The following is a 13,640-nucleotide window of genomic DNA, read 5'->3' as shown; positions in this document are numbered from 1 at the left end:
GCCGTTTCCCCTCCCGGGGCGTCGGCGCGGCGCCTCCCCGCCCGCCGGACCCGGCGGGCGGGGACCGGAGGCGCGTCAGCGCGGGGCGAGGACCATCCGGAAGCGGGCGGCGCCGGAGAGCATCTTCTCGTACGCCTCCGCGACCCCTTCCAGCGGAACGGTCTCGATCATCGGACGGATCTGGTGCAGCGCGCTGAAAGCCATGGTGTCCTGGATGTCCTGTGCCGTCCCGGACGGGTGACCACGGACGACTCGGCCGTTCATGAGCAACTGGTTCGGGCTGATGCCCAGCGGGGCGGCGTCCGCGCCGATGACCACCAGCTCACCGCGCGGGGACAGCCCGTCCACCGTGGCCGTGATCGCGTCGGAATTGGCGGCGGTGGCGAGGACGGCCCTGGCCCCGCCGAGGGCCTGGAGCGCGTCCGCGACGGCGGTACCGCCCGTGCTGTCGACGTAGTGGTGGGCGCCGAGCCGTTTGGCCAGGTCGGCCTTGGCGGGCCCGCGGGCGATGGCCACGGTCTCGAAGCCCATCGCGACGGCGAACCTCACGCCCAGGTGACCGAGGCCACCGATGCCGAGCACGGCGACCAAGTCGCCCGGCCGGGCGGAGCTGCGCCGCAGCCCGTTGTACGTGGTGACCCCCGCGCAGGCCAGGGGCGCGGCGTCGACGGCCGCCAGCGCGTCGGGGATCCGGGCCAGCGCGTCCGCCGGGACGATCACCGCCTCGGCATAGCCCCCGTCGTACGCCCAGCCGGGGACCTTCAGGTTCTCGCAGACGACGAAGTCGCCCCGTCGGCATGGTGAGCAGTGGCCGCAGCTGCCGCCGAACCAGCCCACCGCCACCCTGTCGCCCACGTGCCAGATGTCGGGCGTGCCCTCACCGATCGCCTCCACCCGCCCGGCGATCTCATGCCCGGGCACCAGCGGAAACCGCACACCCGGCAGGGCGGCGGCCACGAAGAGGGCATCGCTGTGGCATATGCCGCAGGCGTCCACGGCGACGCGGACGTGGCCCGGCCCGGGCCGCGGCACCTCGCGCTGGACGATCTCGAACGAGCCACCGGCGGTGGCGACCTGTGCGACGCGGCACGCAGTCATCTGAGTCTCCCGGAAACGAGAACGCGAACGGGAACGGGCAGGACGGCCTCTGGAACCAGCACACCAGGTCCGGCCCGATGACGCGCGCCGGACGGACGTGGTCGGCCGGGACCGAGTACCGCGCGGCGGGGCGGCGTGACCGTGGCCGGGACGCGGACACGGCATCGCACCGGCCCTCTCACACGAGCTCCGAACAGGCAGTTCCCGGAAAACCACCGCGTGCGCCCGGACGGGATCGGTGGACGGTGTCATCAAAGGCGGGCCAATCGGGTATAGGGCTGATGAGCGCACGAACGGCGAGCGCGCGAACGGCGAGGGGCCGTGCCACGCGGAGCCGTGGTGGCCCGGGGCTCCCGTCCGCTCCGCTCTGCCGCGCGGAGCACCGCGGACGCCCGGCCGGCGTCGGCCCGTCGCCCGCACGGCGGTGTACGTCGGTGTCCCGCGCACACCTGCCGTCCGTGCGCCGACCGGCGTCCCGTGTATCGCGGAAGCGCGGTACCGCCGTGGGAGGAGAGCGCGATGGCACGTGCAGTGGGTATCGACCTCGGTACGACGAACTCGGTGGTCTGCGTGCTGGAGGGCGGCGAGCCCACGGTCATCGCCAACACCGAGGGCGCACGGACCACACCGTCGGTGGTGGCCTTCGCCAAGAACGGGGAGGTGCTGGTCGGCGAGATCGCCAAGCGCCAGGCAGTGACCAACGTCGAACTCACGGCACGGTCGGTGAAGCGGCACATGGGCGACGCACAGTGGCGCTTCCCGGAGTCCGGCAGTGTGGACGGCAAACGGTTCACCGCGCAGGAGATCTCGGCACGGGTGCTGCAGAAGCTGAAGCGGGACGCCGAGGCGTACCTGGGCGAGGACGTCATGGACGCCGTGATCACCGTGCCCGCCTACTTCAACGACAGCCAGCGCACCGCGACGAAGGAGGCCGGCGAGATCGCGGGCCTGAACGTGCTGCGGATCATCAACGAGCCGACGTCCGCGGCCCTGGCCTACGGACTTGACAAGGAGAACGACCAGACGGTCCTGGTCTTCGACCTGGGCGGCGGCACGTTCGACGTGTCCCTGCTGGAGATCGGCGAGGGCGTGGTCGAGGTCAAGGCCACCAACGGTGACACGCACCTGGGCGGCGACGACTGGGACCAGCGGATCGTCGAGTACCTGGCCAAGCAGTTCAAGAACGCCTACGGCATCGACCTCACCCAGGACAAGATGGCCACGCAGCGCCTGCGCGAGGCGGCCGAGCGCGCCAAGATCGAGCTGTCCTCGGCGACCGAGACGGCGATCAACCTGCCCTACGTCACGGCCTCCGAGCAAGGGCCGCTGCACCTGGAGCAGAAGCTCACGCGGGCCCAGTTCCAGCAGTTGACGGCCGACCTCCTCGAGCGCTGCAAGGCCCCGTTCCACAACGCGATCGAGGACGCCGGAGCCAAGCTCTCCGACATCAACCACGTGATCCTGGTCGGCGGGTCGACGCGGATGCCCGCGGTGAGCGACCTGGTCAAGGAGCTGACCGGCAAGGAGCCGAACAAGGGCGTCAACCCGGACGAGGTCGTGGCGGTCGGTGCCGCGTTGCAGGCGGGCGTGATGAAGGGCGAGGTCAAGGACGTCCTGCTGCTCGACGTGACCCCGCTGTCCCTCGGTATCGAGACCAAGGGCGGCATCATGACCAAGCTGATCGAGCGCAACACGACGATCCCGACGAAGCGCTCCGAGACGTTCACGACGGCCGAGGACAACCAGCCGTCGGTGCAGATCCAGGTGTTCCAGGGGGAGCGCGAGATCGCCGCGTACAACAAGAAGCTCGGGATGTTCGAGCTGACCGGTCTGCCGCCGGCCCCGCGCGGGGTGCCGCAGATCGAGGTCACCTTCGACATCGACGCCAACGGCATCATGCACGTGGGCGCCAAGGACCTCGGCACCGGAAGGGAGCAGCGGATGACCGTCACCGGCGGCTCGGCGCTGCCCAAGGACGACATCGACCGCATGATGCGCGAGGCCGAGCAGTACGCGGAGGAGGACCACAGGCGCCGCGAGGCCGCCGAGACGCGCAACCGGGCCGAACAGCTCGTCTACCAGACGGACAAATTGCTGGCCGACAACGGAGACAAGATTCCCGGTGAGGTGAAGGGCGAGGTCGAGACCGCCCTGGGCGAGCTGAAGGAGACGCTCAGGACCGAGTCCCCCGAGGCCGGCGACACCACCGCTCTGCGGCGCGCCACCGACAAACTCGCCGCCGCGGCCCAGAAGGTCGGCACCGCCCTGTACGCCCAGGCACAGGGCCAGGGCGCGCCCGCGGGCGCCACCGGCGAGACGGGAGCCTCCGGCGGCGAGGGCGGCCAGGGCGACGAGGACGTGGTGGACGCGGAGATCGTCGACGACGACAAGCGGGAGGGACGGGACGACGACAAGCGGGAAGGCACGGGATGAGCGCCTCCCAGCGGAGGCACCCCTCCCGACCGCGACCGGCCCGGTGCCGTTCCGCCTCGGTCAGCCGGCGAAGCGGTGCGTACCCGAGCCGGTGGCGAACACCGCGCAGCCGTCCTCCCGCCGCAGGAACCGGGCGGTCCCGTGCGCGATGTCCGTGCCGTCCGCCGCGGCCCCGGCGGGTACCCACACCTCCCCGGTGGTGTTCGCGGGGAGCGAGACCGTGAGCCGGAAGCCCGCGGAGTCCGTCTTCCAGCGGGTGGTGACCGGCCCGTAGAGAGAGTCGTAACGGCCCTCGGCCCGCGTCACCACACCGCCCGGGCGGGGCCGGACGACGACCTTCTTGAAGCCGGGGGCGCCGGGCGCGATCCCCGCGATGGTGGCGTACATCCACTCGCCCACCGAGCCGTACGCGTAGTGGTTGAAGGAATTCATGCCGGCGTCCTGGAAGCCGCCGTCCGGTGTGATGGAGTCCCAGCGTTCCCACATCGTCGTGGCCCCGCGGTCGATCTGGTAGCCCCAGCTCGGGAAGGTCCGCTGGAGCAGCAGCCGGTACGCGACGTCGGTGTGGCCGGTGGCGGTGAGCACGGGGAGCAGCCTCGGTGTACCCAGGAAGCCCGTCGACAGGTGCCAGTCCTTGGCCCTGATGAGCTGGACGAGACGGTCGGCGGCGGGCCCCCGGTCGGCTTCCGTCAGCAGGTCCATGGAGAGGGCCAGTACGTAACCGGTCTGGGTGTCGCCCTTGATCCTCGCGCCGGCGGAGACGTACGCCGCGCGGAAGGCGTCCCGGACCGCGCGGAACAGGGCGGTGTACGGGGCGGGGTCCTTCCCCAGTGCCTCGGCCGTCCGCGCGACCAGGTCGGCGCTGTGCGCGAAGTAGGCGGTGCCGATGACGTCCTTGGGGGTCTCGTCCGCGACGTTGAGCCAGTCGCCGTACCCCTCGGCGGGGCGTAGGCAGCCGCTGCTGTGCCGCTCCAGGTAGTCGAGCCACCGCACCATGGACGGCCAGGACTGCTCCAGCACCCGGGTGTCCCCGTACGCCTGGTACAGCGCCCAGGGCACGGTGACCCCGGCGTCCCCCCAGCCCGCCACACCGTGGCCCAGATCGCCGACGTGCGGCGCCACGTCGGTGAACGCGCCCTCGGCGGTCTGGCTGTCGCGCACGTCCCCCAGCCACTTGGTGAGGAAGCGCGCCGACTCCATGGTGTACGCGGCGGTGGGGGCGAACACATTGATGTCGCCGGTCCAGCCGAGCCGTTCGTCCCGCGCGGGCGTGTCGGTGGGTACGGACACGAAGTTGCCGCGCTGGCCCCATGTGATGTTGTGGTGAAGCCGATTGAGCATCGGGACGTTCGTACGGAAGTCCATCGTGAACGGTGCCGCGGTGTGGATGACCCGTCCCACGACCGCGCCGAGCGGCGGCCGGCCCGGGTAGCCCGTCACCTCGACGTAGCGGAACCCGTGAAACGTGAAGCGCGGCTCGTGGATCTCGGTGCCGGCACCCTTGAGTGTGTAACGGTCGGTGGCGCGGGCGGTGCGCAGGTTGTCGGTGTAGAGCATGCCGTCGGGGCCCAGCACCTCGGCGTGACGCAGCCGTACGGTGGTGCCGGCGGCTCCCGAGACGGTCAGCCGGACCGTGCCGACCATGTTCTGCCCGAGGTCGAAGACGAAGACACCGGGCCTGGGCTCCGTCATTCGGAGGGCGGGGAGTTCGCGTTCCACCCGGGAGGGTCCGCCGACCTCCGCCACGAGCGAGGCGGTGACGCCGTCGACCGCCTCGGCCCCGGCCCAGCCGGCCGCGTCGAAGCCGGCGCGGGTCCATCCGTCGGTCTCCAGCCGGGCGTCGTAGTCCTCGCCCGCCATGAGATCGGCGCCGGTGACCGGCCCCGTGGCGGTGCGCCAATCGGTGTCCGACAGCACTCGTTCGGTCGTCCCGTCGGCGTAGATGACCTCCAGCTGTGCCAGCAGCGCGGGCCGGGTGCCGTACTGGTGGGGGCCGTACCACCCGACGGAACCGGCGTACCAGCCGGTCGCGAGGGTGACGCCGAGCGCGTTCCTCCCCGGTACGAGCAGGCGGGTGACGTCGTACGTCTGGTACTGGACGCGCTCGCGGTAGTCGGTCCAGCCGGGCGCGAGCCGGTCCTCGCTCACCCGCGCTCCGTTGAGGTACGCCTCGTACAGGCCGAGAGCGGTGGAGTACAGCCGCGCCCGCGCGACGGCCTTGCGCTTCAGCCGGAACTCGTGGCGCAGCTGTGCCACGGGGGAGTACGGAACCCGCACCGTGCCCCAGGGGCCCGCGCCCCACGCGGCGAGCACCTGGGCCGGCGACCAGGAGGAGTCCTCGTAGTCGGCGGACCGCCAGTCGCCCGCGGGTTCCCGGTCGGTGGTCCGCCACGCTCCATCGGTGGCGAGGGTGCGCGTCCCGTCCGCGGTGGTCAGCTCCAGCAGGCCGAGCAGCCCGGCCGGCCCCGTGGTGGCGTTGGTGGCCGACACCGCGATGACCCCCGTGCCCCGGCGCAGCAGGTCGGTCACCTCCACGACCACGGGACGGCGCCAGTTCTCAGCGCGGCTGTCGGCCTCCGTGTGTGCCACCCGGACGCCGTTCACATGGACCGTGCAGCCGTCGTCCGCCGTCATGACCAGGCGGGCCCGGGTGAGGCCCGCCGGTATGTCGGACACGTCGAGGACGCGGCGGAACCAGCGGGTCGCGGCCGGTGCGCTGCTCGCGGGGTCGCCCTCCGGGAACCAGATCCACGAGGTGCCTTCCAGGGAGGGCGCGCCGACGAGTGCGGTGGGCGCGGCGATCCAGCGCGCGGACCAGTCGGCGGCGGTGAGTCCGGTCTCCCACCAGGACGGCGCGCTCCAGTGGGAGGGGTTGCCCTCGGCGTCCCAGACGCGCACCGACCAGTGGTAGCGCGTACGCGGTGCGAGTGCCGGGCCCGCGTACGGGACGAGGACCGACTCCGAGGAGGAGACCTTCCCGCTGTCCCAGACATCGGGCCGGGACAGGCGCTCCGGAGCGGTGGCGACGCGGATCCGGTACGCGCTCTGGCTCTGGCCGGTCCCGTCGGCCCGGCCGGCCGCGAGGGGCCAACTCAGCCGGGGGCGGGCGGTGTCGAGGCCCAGTGGATGCCGGACGTACTCGACGGTCGGCCCGGTGACGCGCGGGGGCGCGAGGCCGCCGGGGCCCGGTCCGGCGGCCCGGGCGGCAGGCAGCGGCCCGGTTGTCAGCGCGGTTCCCAGGGCGGTGGCGGACGTACCGAGCAGCTGTCTTCTGCTGATCACGATGCGACTCCGTTACGACTCGGCGATGAATCGTTTCACTCGGCGGAAGGTAGGGAGGCCGATGTGACCTGTCAAGGTTTCCCGTCGAGGTGGCCGCACGGTGTGGCCCACGAACAAATCCCTTGATTTCACGGGAAGTTGGGGGGATGATTCCCCGCCGGGTCGTCTGAGGATCAGACCGGAGGCTCCGGGTCGTACTGGATTCCGCGTCGAACCTGGCGCGCGCGCTCACGCGACGCGAGGCGGGCGACCAGGTGGAGGGCCATGTCGATGCCGGCCGAGATGCCCGCGGAGGTGATGATGTCTCCGTCGTCGACGAACCGGTCCTCGCGCCGGACCTCGATGGTCGGATCGATCTCCGCGAGCCGGTCCAGCGACGCCCAGTGGGTCGTGGCGGGGCGGCCTGCCAGCAGCCCGGCAGCCGCGTATACGAGAGACCCGGTGCACACGCTCGTCATGAGGGGGACCGACCCGCGTTGGCCGCGGACCCATGCCAGGTGCTCCGCGTCGTCGAGCTGCGGCCGGGTGCCGCGGCCACCGGGGTGCACCAGGACGTCGAGCGCGGGCAGCTCGGCCATGGAGTGGTGGGCGGCGACGGTGAGTCCCTTGGCGCAGGTCACGGGATTGCCGTCGGCCGAGACGCAGAACACCCGCCACCCGTCCTCGGGGAAGTTCCGTGTCCAGTACGACAGGACTTCCCACGGGCCGACGGCGTCCAGCTCCTCGACGTCGGGGAACAGCAGGATGCCGATGTTTCGGGTGCCCTCGTCGCTCATCGCGCCATCCAAGCACAGGTGGACCGGGCCGCGCCGCGGCCGTTCAGCTCACGTGGGCCAACCCCGTGGCCCGGCCCTGCTCGTCCCACGCGATTTCCAGGATGCGGGTCACGGCGTCACGGTCGATGGGGCCGTACACATGAGGGAAGACGACGCTCTCGGCGACACCGGGGGGCGGGACGGGTGCCGCCTTCCCCCATTCCACCCGGACGCCCAGCCGGTCCTCGTCGATGACCAGGGCGAGCAACGGCTTCGGTGCCGTCCGGTAGAAGGCGTTGACGATGGCCAGCGAGGTCTCCTCGTCGGGGGAGCAGTGGACGAAGCCGTCATCCGTGAGGGACGCGGGCGCGTACGGGTGGTCGGGGCGGGCCTGCCACTCGGAGCGCGGAACGATGTGATAAATCATGCTCCGGGTTATACCCGGCAGCCAAGTGACCTACCGCGGAACGCCGTCGGCGCGGAGGCCGGACCAGGCGGCATGCGAGCGGGAATCCAGTGGCGTTCGAGCGGGAATCCAGCGGTACGGACGCGGAGGGGGCGACCGTACCGGACGTCGCCGTCCGCGTCAGGTCACATCCACGCCGTCGAGCCGTCGGGGCGCACCGGGACCTTCCGTTTCCAGGTGACCCAGTCGTCGGTCGTGAGCGCGGACTCGTCGATCTCGATGCCCCATCCCGGGCGGTCCGGTCGCAGGAGGAGGTGCCCGTCGACCGGGAGGTAGGGGTCCGGGCACCACGAGACGTCGTCCGGTTTGTACTCGAGGACGGCGAAGTTGGTGGTCGCGGCCGCGAAGTGCACGTTCGCCGCCGTCGCCAGCGGTCCGAGCGGGTTGTGCGGCGCGACCGGGACGTAGTGCGCGTCGGCGATGGTGGCGATCTTCGTCATCTGGGTGAGGCCCCCGACCACGCAGATGTCGGGCTGCACGATGTCGGCCCCGCCCGCGGCGAGCAGCGCCAGGAACTCGTGCGAGGAGTACAGGGACTCCCCCGTCGCCAGAGGCACGGCGATCTCGGACCGGATCCTGCTCCAGGCGGGGATGTGCTCGGGGCGCAGGGGTTCCTCGAGGAACAGCGGCTGGTGGGGAGCGAGCGCGGCGCCGAGGTCGACGGCCTGCCGTGGTTCCCACAGGCACGCGTGCGCGTCGAACGCGAAGTCCCACTCCTCGGGGTGGCCGGCACGGACCTCTCCGAAGTACTCGCCCAGTTCCCGGACCACGAGCCCGAACCGGGTCCGGTGCAATTCCTTGCGGTAGGGGCTCAGCTTGAACGCTGTGAAGCCGAAGCGGTCGTGCAACTCCGCTGTGGTGTCACGCAGTTCGCCGAGGTCCGGCGCGGAGTACAGGCCGGCGTAGACCCGGACCCGGTCGCGTACCGCGCCGCCGAGCAGCTGGTAGACCGGTACGCCGAGGGACTTGGCCGCGATGTCCCACAGCGCGTGGTCGATCGCGGCGATCGCGGCCAGGCCCAGTGCCCCCTGGGGGAAGCGACTGGACTGGAGCAGGAACTGGTTGACCCGGCCCGGGTTCCGTGCGTCCATGCCCTTGATTTGTTCGAACAGGTAGTCGAGCAGAGGTGGGTAGGCCAGGTCGGGGCCGTGGTTGTACACCTCGGACCACCCGTCGAGGCCGTCCTCGGTGCCTATCCTGACCAGCACCCTGGGCCGGTCGCCCACCCGCTGGCGGAAGGTCTGGAGTGACGCGATCCTCATGCCGCACGCTCCCCGGTCGCCTCGGGAACCGTGGAGCGCCACGGTGCCATCGACTCGGCGACCTCGCGCGCGAGCGCGTCGGGCAGCGGGTGGCTGGGCGGCCGGACGTCCCGTCGGCAGAGGCCGAGCTGGTGCATGGCCTCCTTCACCACCGACACGTTGTTGGCCGATCCGTCGCGCGCCCGCAGTTCCTCGAAGTGGCGGATACGCCGCCAGACGCGTCCCGCGGCGTCGTGGTCACCGCGCCGCAGGGCCGCGAGCAGTTCCAGGGACACGGCCGGGGCGACGTTGACCAGGCCCGAGGTGAAGGCCCGGGCCCCCGCCTGCCAGTAGGCCGGGGCGTACGACTCCGCCAGGCCCGCGATCCACAGCAGTCCGTCCGGGGCCTCCGCCCTGGTGGCGGCGAACACGACGGGGTCGGGAACGGAGTACTTCAGCCCGACGACGTTCGGCGCCCGCTCCACCAGGCGTGTGATGTGCCCACCGGAGACGGCGCGGTGGGTGAGGTACGGCAGCACACCGACATCGGGTACGGCCGCCGCGACGCTCGCGTTGTACTCGACCCAGCCGTCCGCCGTCAGATAGGGCACGACCGGCTGGTGCACCATGATCGCGTCCGCCCCGGAGTCGCGGGCGAAGCGTGCGTCCGCGACGGCCGTCGTGAGATCGAGCCCCACCCCGGCGACGATCGTGGTGGCGCTCTCGCGCGTGGAGACGACACTCGTCAGGACCTGGCGGCGTTCGTCGGGGGAGAGGGCGTAGAACTCACCGGTGTTGCCGTTGGGCGTCAGCGCGGTCACTCCGTTGCGGATCAGCCGTGCGGTCAGTGCGGCGGTCAGGTCGTGGTCGACCGCGCCGTTCTCGTCGTACGGGACGACGGGGATCCCGACGACGGTGCTGAGCCGCTCGATCAGGCGGGCGGCGTTCGACGAGGTGGTCACGAGGTGGTCCTTTCACCGTGCTCGGCGGGTTCCGCCGGGAGGTCGTGGTGCGGTGTGACGGGATTGACGCGCACCCAGAAGAGATAGATCGCCGCACTCGCCAGACAGCACCCGGCGGCGCCGACCAGCGGCCCCACGTACGACCCGTCGCCGGCGGCCAGGAACAGTCCGATGACGATCGGACTGAGGAGGTTGCCCACCTGGGAGCCGAAGTTCTGGAAGCCGGCCACCGCCCCGACGCTCTCCGACGAGCGTGCCACTTCGGCCGGCAGACTCAGGATCGCCGCGCCGGCGAAGGAGTGCGCGGCACTGCTGACGGTGAGTACGACCATCAGCGCCGCATTGCTCTCCACGAAGGGGGCGAAGCCGATGCAGGCGCTCAGGCCCAGCCCGGTGACGATGGGAACCTTTCGGGCCAGGTTGGTCGAGAGCCCGGACGCCAGCATCCGGTCGGAGACGACGCCGCCGAGCACGGTGGAGCCGATCGCGATGAGCGAGGGGATCCAGCCCACCATGCCGAAGTCCGCCTCGGAGAACCCGCGGTCGTCGAGCAGATAGCTTGGGTACCAGGTGAGGAAGAACGCGCCGGCCAGCGAGCGGAACACATAACCGGTCATCAGCGCCCACACCTGGGAGTCGCCCAGCAGCTCCCGCCACGGTGTGTTCGCGCCGACCGGTTCCTCGCCGGCCGTCGGCCCCTGATCGGAGCGGATGTGGGCCAGTTCGGCCGCGGAGACGCGCGGATGTTCCCCGGGCTCGCGGTAGACGGCCACCCAGCCCACGATCCACAGCAGTCCGGTGACACCGATCACGATGAACGCCAGCCGCCAGCCGCCGAAGAGAGCGAGCGCCGTCACCACCGGGATCGACAGCGCCGTTCCGATCTGCTGGCCCATGTCGAACAGACTGGAGGCGAAGGCCCGCTCCTTGCGCGGGAACCACCGCGAGACGACCTTGATGTTCGCCGGCTGCACCGGCGCCTCGCCGATGCCCAGGCCGAGCCGGAACACCATGACCGAGCCGACGCCCTGCGCGAGGGCGGTCAGCGCCGTCCAGATCGACCACCAGCCGACCGCGACGGGATAGATGACCCTCGGACCGAAACGGTCCAGCAGCCACCCGGAGGGAATCTGGAACAACGCGTACGTCCAGAAGAACGCCGACAGCATCACGCCCTGCACGGCGGAGCTGATGTGGAACTCCTTCGACATGTACGGCATGGCCACGCTCAGCGCGGCCCGGTCGAGATAGGCGATCGTCAGACCGAGGGCCGAGAAGCCGACGATCGTCCACCGCATGCTGCTGCGCTGCCGGGCCGGTGATCTCCCGGCCTTGGACGAGGGCACGCTGGAAAGGGGCGGCACCACTGCTCCCGAAGGGTAGGCTCCCCCGTGAGGGAGTGTCGGAACTCTCTTTCGCGGCCCGGGAACTTGGCGGTGAACGGGCCGCGTCTCGCATCGTGGGTCAATGAGCGGTGGATGGTCCGTCGGTGATCCGGCCCACGAGCCGACCCTCAAACGGACATGCGGAACAAGGGGCTACCAACATGGACACAACGGCCTCTCGTATATGACGTACGATGCGCGACGCGATGAAGGTAGGAGCGCTCCGGGAGATTAGTCAACGCTTCTGACAAAACCTGTTGTTCAAGAGGAACGTCGCTGTCCGCCCCGCTCCCCGCGCCGATTGACGCCGCGCGACCCTTTCCCGGGCCCGGGCGGGGCGCTAACTTCCCATCCGGCGCTTACATCGATGTAATGCAAAGGAGCCGCTCATGCGTGCAGGCCCGCGCGCGACCCGTCGCGCGGCACTCGTCGCCGTCCTCCTGTCCCTCCTGTTCGGCCTTGTCTCCGTACCGCAGGCCGCCGCCGTGGAACGCGAGTCCACCGCCGCACGACCTGCGGCGGCCACCCCGGGCCCGGCGCCGGCCGCCGCGGGGACCACCTTCCGCAACCCGCTCAACCCGGGCCCCGATCCGTTTATGACGCACTGGCGGGGGGCGTACTACCTGACCACCACGCAGGGCGGCAGCATCCGTATGTGGCGCTCGCCCTCGCTGAGCACCCTGCTCGCGGCCGAGCCCGTGACCGTGTGGCAGGACACCGACCCCAGTCGCAACCGCAACATCTGGGCGGCGGAGTTCTACCGCTTCGGCGACCGCTGGTACCTCTACTACACGGCCGACGACGGGGTCGACGACCACCACCGGCTGTACGTGCTGGAGTCCGAGCGCGACGATCCGGCCGGGCCCTACCACTTCAAGGCGAAGCTCACCCCGCCCAACCACGCCTCCGACTTCGCCATCGACCCGGGGGTGTTCCAGCACAACGGGCGTCTCTACCTCGCCTACAGCGGCATCAACCCGTACCAGCACAACGGCCTCAACATCGCGCCGATGTCCAACCCCTACACCGTTTCGGGCAATGCCGTCGCCATCGACGCGGACGGCGGCTGCCCCGAGGTCCGCGAGGGACCGGAGTTCCTGAACCGCAACGGCCGCACCTGGATGACATACTCCACCTGTGACACCGGCAAGCCCGACTACCAGGTCTGGATGCTGTCCCTGCCTAACGGGGCCGATCCACTCGTTCCGCGCAACTGGACCCAGCACGCGGGCCCGGTGTTCTCACGCGCCGACGACCGCGGGGTCTTCGGCCCCGGCCACCACGCCTTCTTCCGCTCGCCCGACGGCACCGAGGACTGGATCGTCCACCACGCGAAGACAACCTCAGTGAACACCTACACCAACCGCACCACCCGCGCCCAGAAGATCACCTGGAACGCCGACGGCAGCCCGAACCTCGGTCGTCCGCTCGCCCTGGGCGCGACCCAGGACCTGCCCTCCGGGGACCCGGGGTCCGGCACCTACTGGATCAACGACGACGGCCGTTCCAGTGGCGAGGGATCCGTCGCGTACACCGGCACCTGGAACTCCGGAACGGGCTGCGGCAGCCAGTGTTTCTGGAGCGACGACCACTGGAGCGACAAGGCCGGCAACACCGCCACCTTCACCTTCACGGGGACCCGGATCGCCCTGCTGTCCGTACGGGACACCGGCAACGGCATCGCGGCCCTCAGCGTGGACGGAGGAGCGGAACAGCGTGTCGACTTCCACGGGACGATCCGCGTCGGCGAGGCCCTGCAGTACCTCAGTCCCCGGCTCCCGTTCGGCAAGCACACACTGCGGATCCGTGTGACCGGCGAGCGCAACGCCCAGTCCTCCGCGTCATTCGTGAGCGTGGACCGGGCCGAGGTGTACACCGACTGACAGTGTGTGCCGGCCGCCATCGGGTGTTCGAGGTCCGCTCACTCCCGCGTGGGACGTTTCATGTACGGGCAACGTGCTTTACATGTACCGGTGTCACACTGATGGACCATGGCCCACTCAAGGACCTCGAGCACC

The 13,640-nt window shown here is 70.7% G+C and carries 9 protein-coding genes; 2 read left to right on the top strand and 7 right to left on the bottom strand.

Annotation, left to right across the window (positions count from 1 at the left end; genetic code table 11):
• Nucleotides 1–75: 75 nt before the first annotated feature.
• On the bottom strand, nucleotides 76–1,098 hold the full coding sequence (locus ACU6P3_RS01655) for an alcohol dehydrogenase (RefSeq protein ID WP_447195569.1): 1,023 nt from the start codon (nucleotides 1,096–1,098) through the stop codon (nucleotides 76–78).
• Between the two features lie 519 nt (nucleotides 1,099–1,617).
• On the opposite strand from ACU6P3_RS01655, the gene dnaK reads away from it, so the two are divergent.
• Nucleotides 1,618–3,531: a molecular chaperone DnaK gene (dnaK, locus tag ACU6P3_RS01650; protein WP_447195568.1), complete on the top strand. Its 1,914-nt coding sequence runs from the start codon at nucleotides 1,618–1,620 to the stop codon at nucleotides 3,529–3,531.
• A gap of 60 nt (nucleotides 3,532–3,591) precedes the next feature.
• Here dnaK and ACU6P3_RS01645 read toward each other — a convergent pair whose 3' ends face one another.
• The 6 genes from ACU6P3_RS01645 to ACU6P3_RS01620 form a co-directional block, all read right to left on the bottom strand.
• A complete protein-coding gene (locus ACU6P3_RS01645; RefSeq protein WP_447195567.1) occupies nucleotides 3,592–6,813 on the bottom strand; it encodes an alpha-L-rhamnosidase in 3,222 nt (1,073 codons plus the stop codon).
• Between the two features lie 173 nt (nucleotides 6,814–6,986).
• Nucleotides 6,987–7,589, bottom strand: coding sequence for a DJ-1/PfpI family protein (locus tag ACU6P3_RS01640; protein ID WP_447195566.1), 603 nt, complete (start codon nucleotides 7,587–7,589; stop codon nucleotides 6,987–6,989).
• Between the two features lie 43 nt (nucleotides 7,590–7,632).
• A complete protein-coding gene (locus ACU6P3_RS01635) occupies nucleotides 7,633–7,995 on the bottom strand; it encodes a DUF952 domain-containing protein (RefSeq protein ID WP_447195565.1) in 363 nt (120 codons plus the stop codon).
• Between the two features lie 164 nt (nucleotides 7,996–8,159).
• Entirely contained in the window at nucleotides 8,160–9,296 is a 1,137-nt protein-coding gene (locus tag ACU6P3_RS01630; protein ID WP_447195564.1) for a mandelate racemase/muconate lactonizing enzyme family protein, read from the bottom strand.
• Nucleotides 9,293–10,237 carry a dihydrodipicolinate synthase family protein gene (locus tag ACU6P3_RS01625; RefSeq protein ID WP_447195563.1) on the bottom strand — a complete coding sequence of 315 codons (945 nt, stop codon included), beginning with the start codon at nucleotides 10,235–10,237 and terminating at the stop codon, nucleotides 9,293–9,295. Before ACU6P3_RS01625 ends, ACU6P3_RS01630 begins: the two co-directional genes overlap by 4 nt.
• Nucleotides 10,234–11,535 carry an MFS transporter gene (locus ACU6P3_RS01620; protein WP_447195562.1) on the bottom strand — a complete coding sequence of 434 codons (1,302 nt, stop codon included), beginning with the start codon at nucleotides 11,533–11,535 and terminating at the stop codon, nucleotides 10,234–10,236. Before ACU6P3_RS01620 ends, ACU6P3_RS01625 begins: the two co-directional genes overlap by 4 nt.
• 476 nt (nucleotides 11,536–12,011) lie before the next feature.
• On the opposite strand from ACU6P3_RS01620, the gene ACU6P3_RS01615 reads away from it, so the two are divergent.
• Nucleotides 12,012–13,505 (top strand): glycoside hydrolase family 43 protein, encoded by a 1,494-nt coding sequence (locus ACU6P3_RS01615; protein ID WP_447195561.1) that lies wholly within the window; start codon nucleotides 12,012–12,014, stop codon nucleotides 13,503–13,505.
• The last annotated feature ends 135 nt before the right edge of the window (nucleotides 13,506–13,640 follow it).

Source organism: Streptomyces hebeiensis (assembly GCF_052983195.1).
This window is presented reverse-complemented; position numbering and strand designations above follow the sequence as displayed.

What these genes read in the sequence shown, in the direction of transcription:
- dnaK (WP_447195568.1), top strand. Translation starts at nt 1,618, where the DNA reads ATGGCACGTGCAGTGGGTATCGACCTCGGTACGACGAACTCGGTGGTC.
- ACU6P3_RS01640 (WP_447195566.1), bottom strand. Translation starts at nt 7,589, where the DNA reads ATGAGCGACGAGGGCACCCGAAACATCGGCATCCTGCTGTTCCCCGAC.
- ACU6P3_RS01635 (WP_447195565.1), bottom strand. Translation starts at nt 7,995, where the DNA reads ATGATTTATCACATCGTTCCGCGCTCCGAGTGGCAGGCCCGCCCCGAC.
- ACU6P3_RS01630 (WP_447195564.1), bottom strand. Translation starts at nt 9,296, where the DNA reads ATGAGGATCGCGTCACTCCAGACCTTCCGCCAGCGGGTGGGCGACCGG.
- ACU6P3_RS01620 (WP_447195562.1), bottom strand. Translation starts at nt 11,535, where the DNA reads ATGCGGTGGACGATCGTCGGCTTCTCGGCCCTCGGTCTGACGATCGCC.
- ACU6P3_RS01615 (WP_447195561.1), top strand. Translation starts at nt 12,012, where the DNA reads ATGCGTGCAGGCCCGCGCGCGACCCGTCGCGCGGCACTCGTCGCCGTC.
- ACU6P3_RS01655 (WP_447195569.1), bottom strand. Translation starts at nt 1,098, where the DNA reads ATGACTGCGTGCCGCGTCGCACAGGTCGCCACCGCCGGTGGCTCGTTC.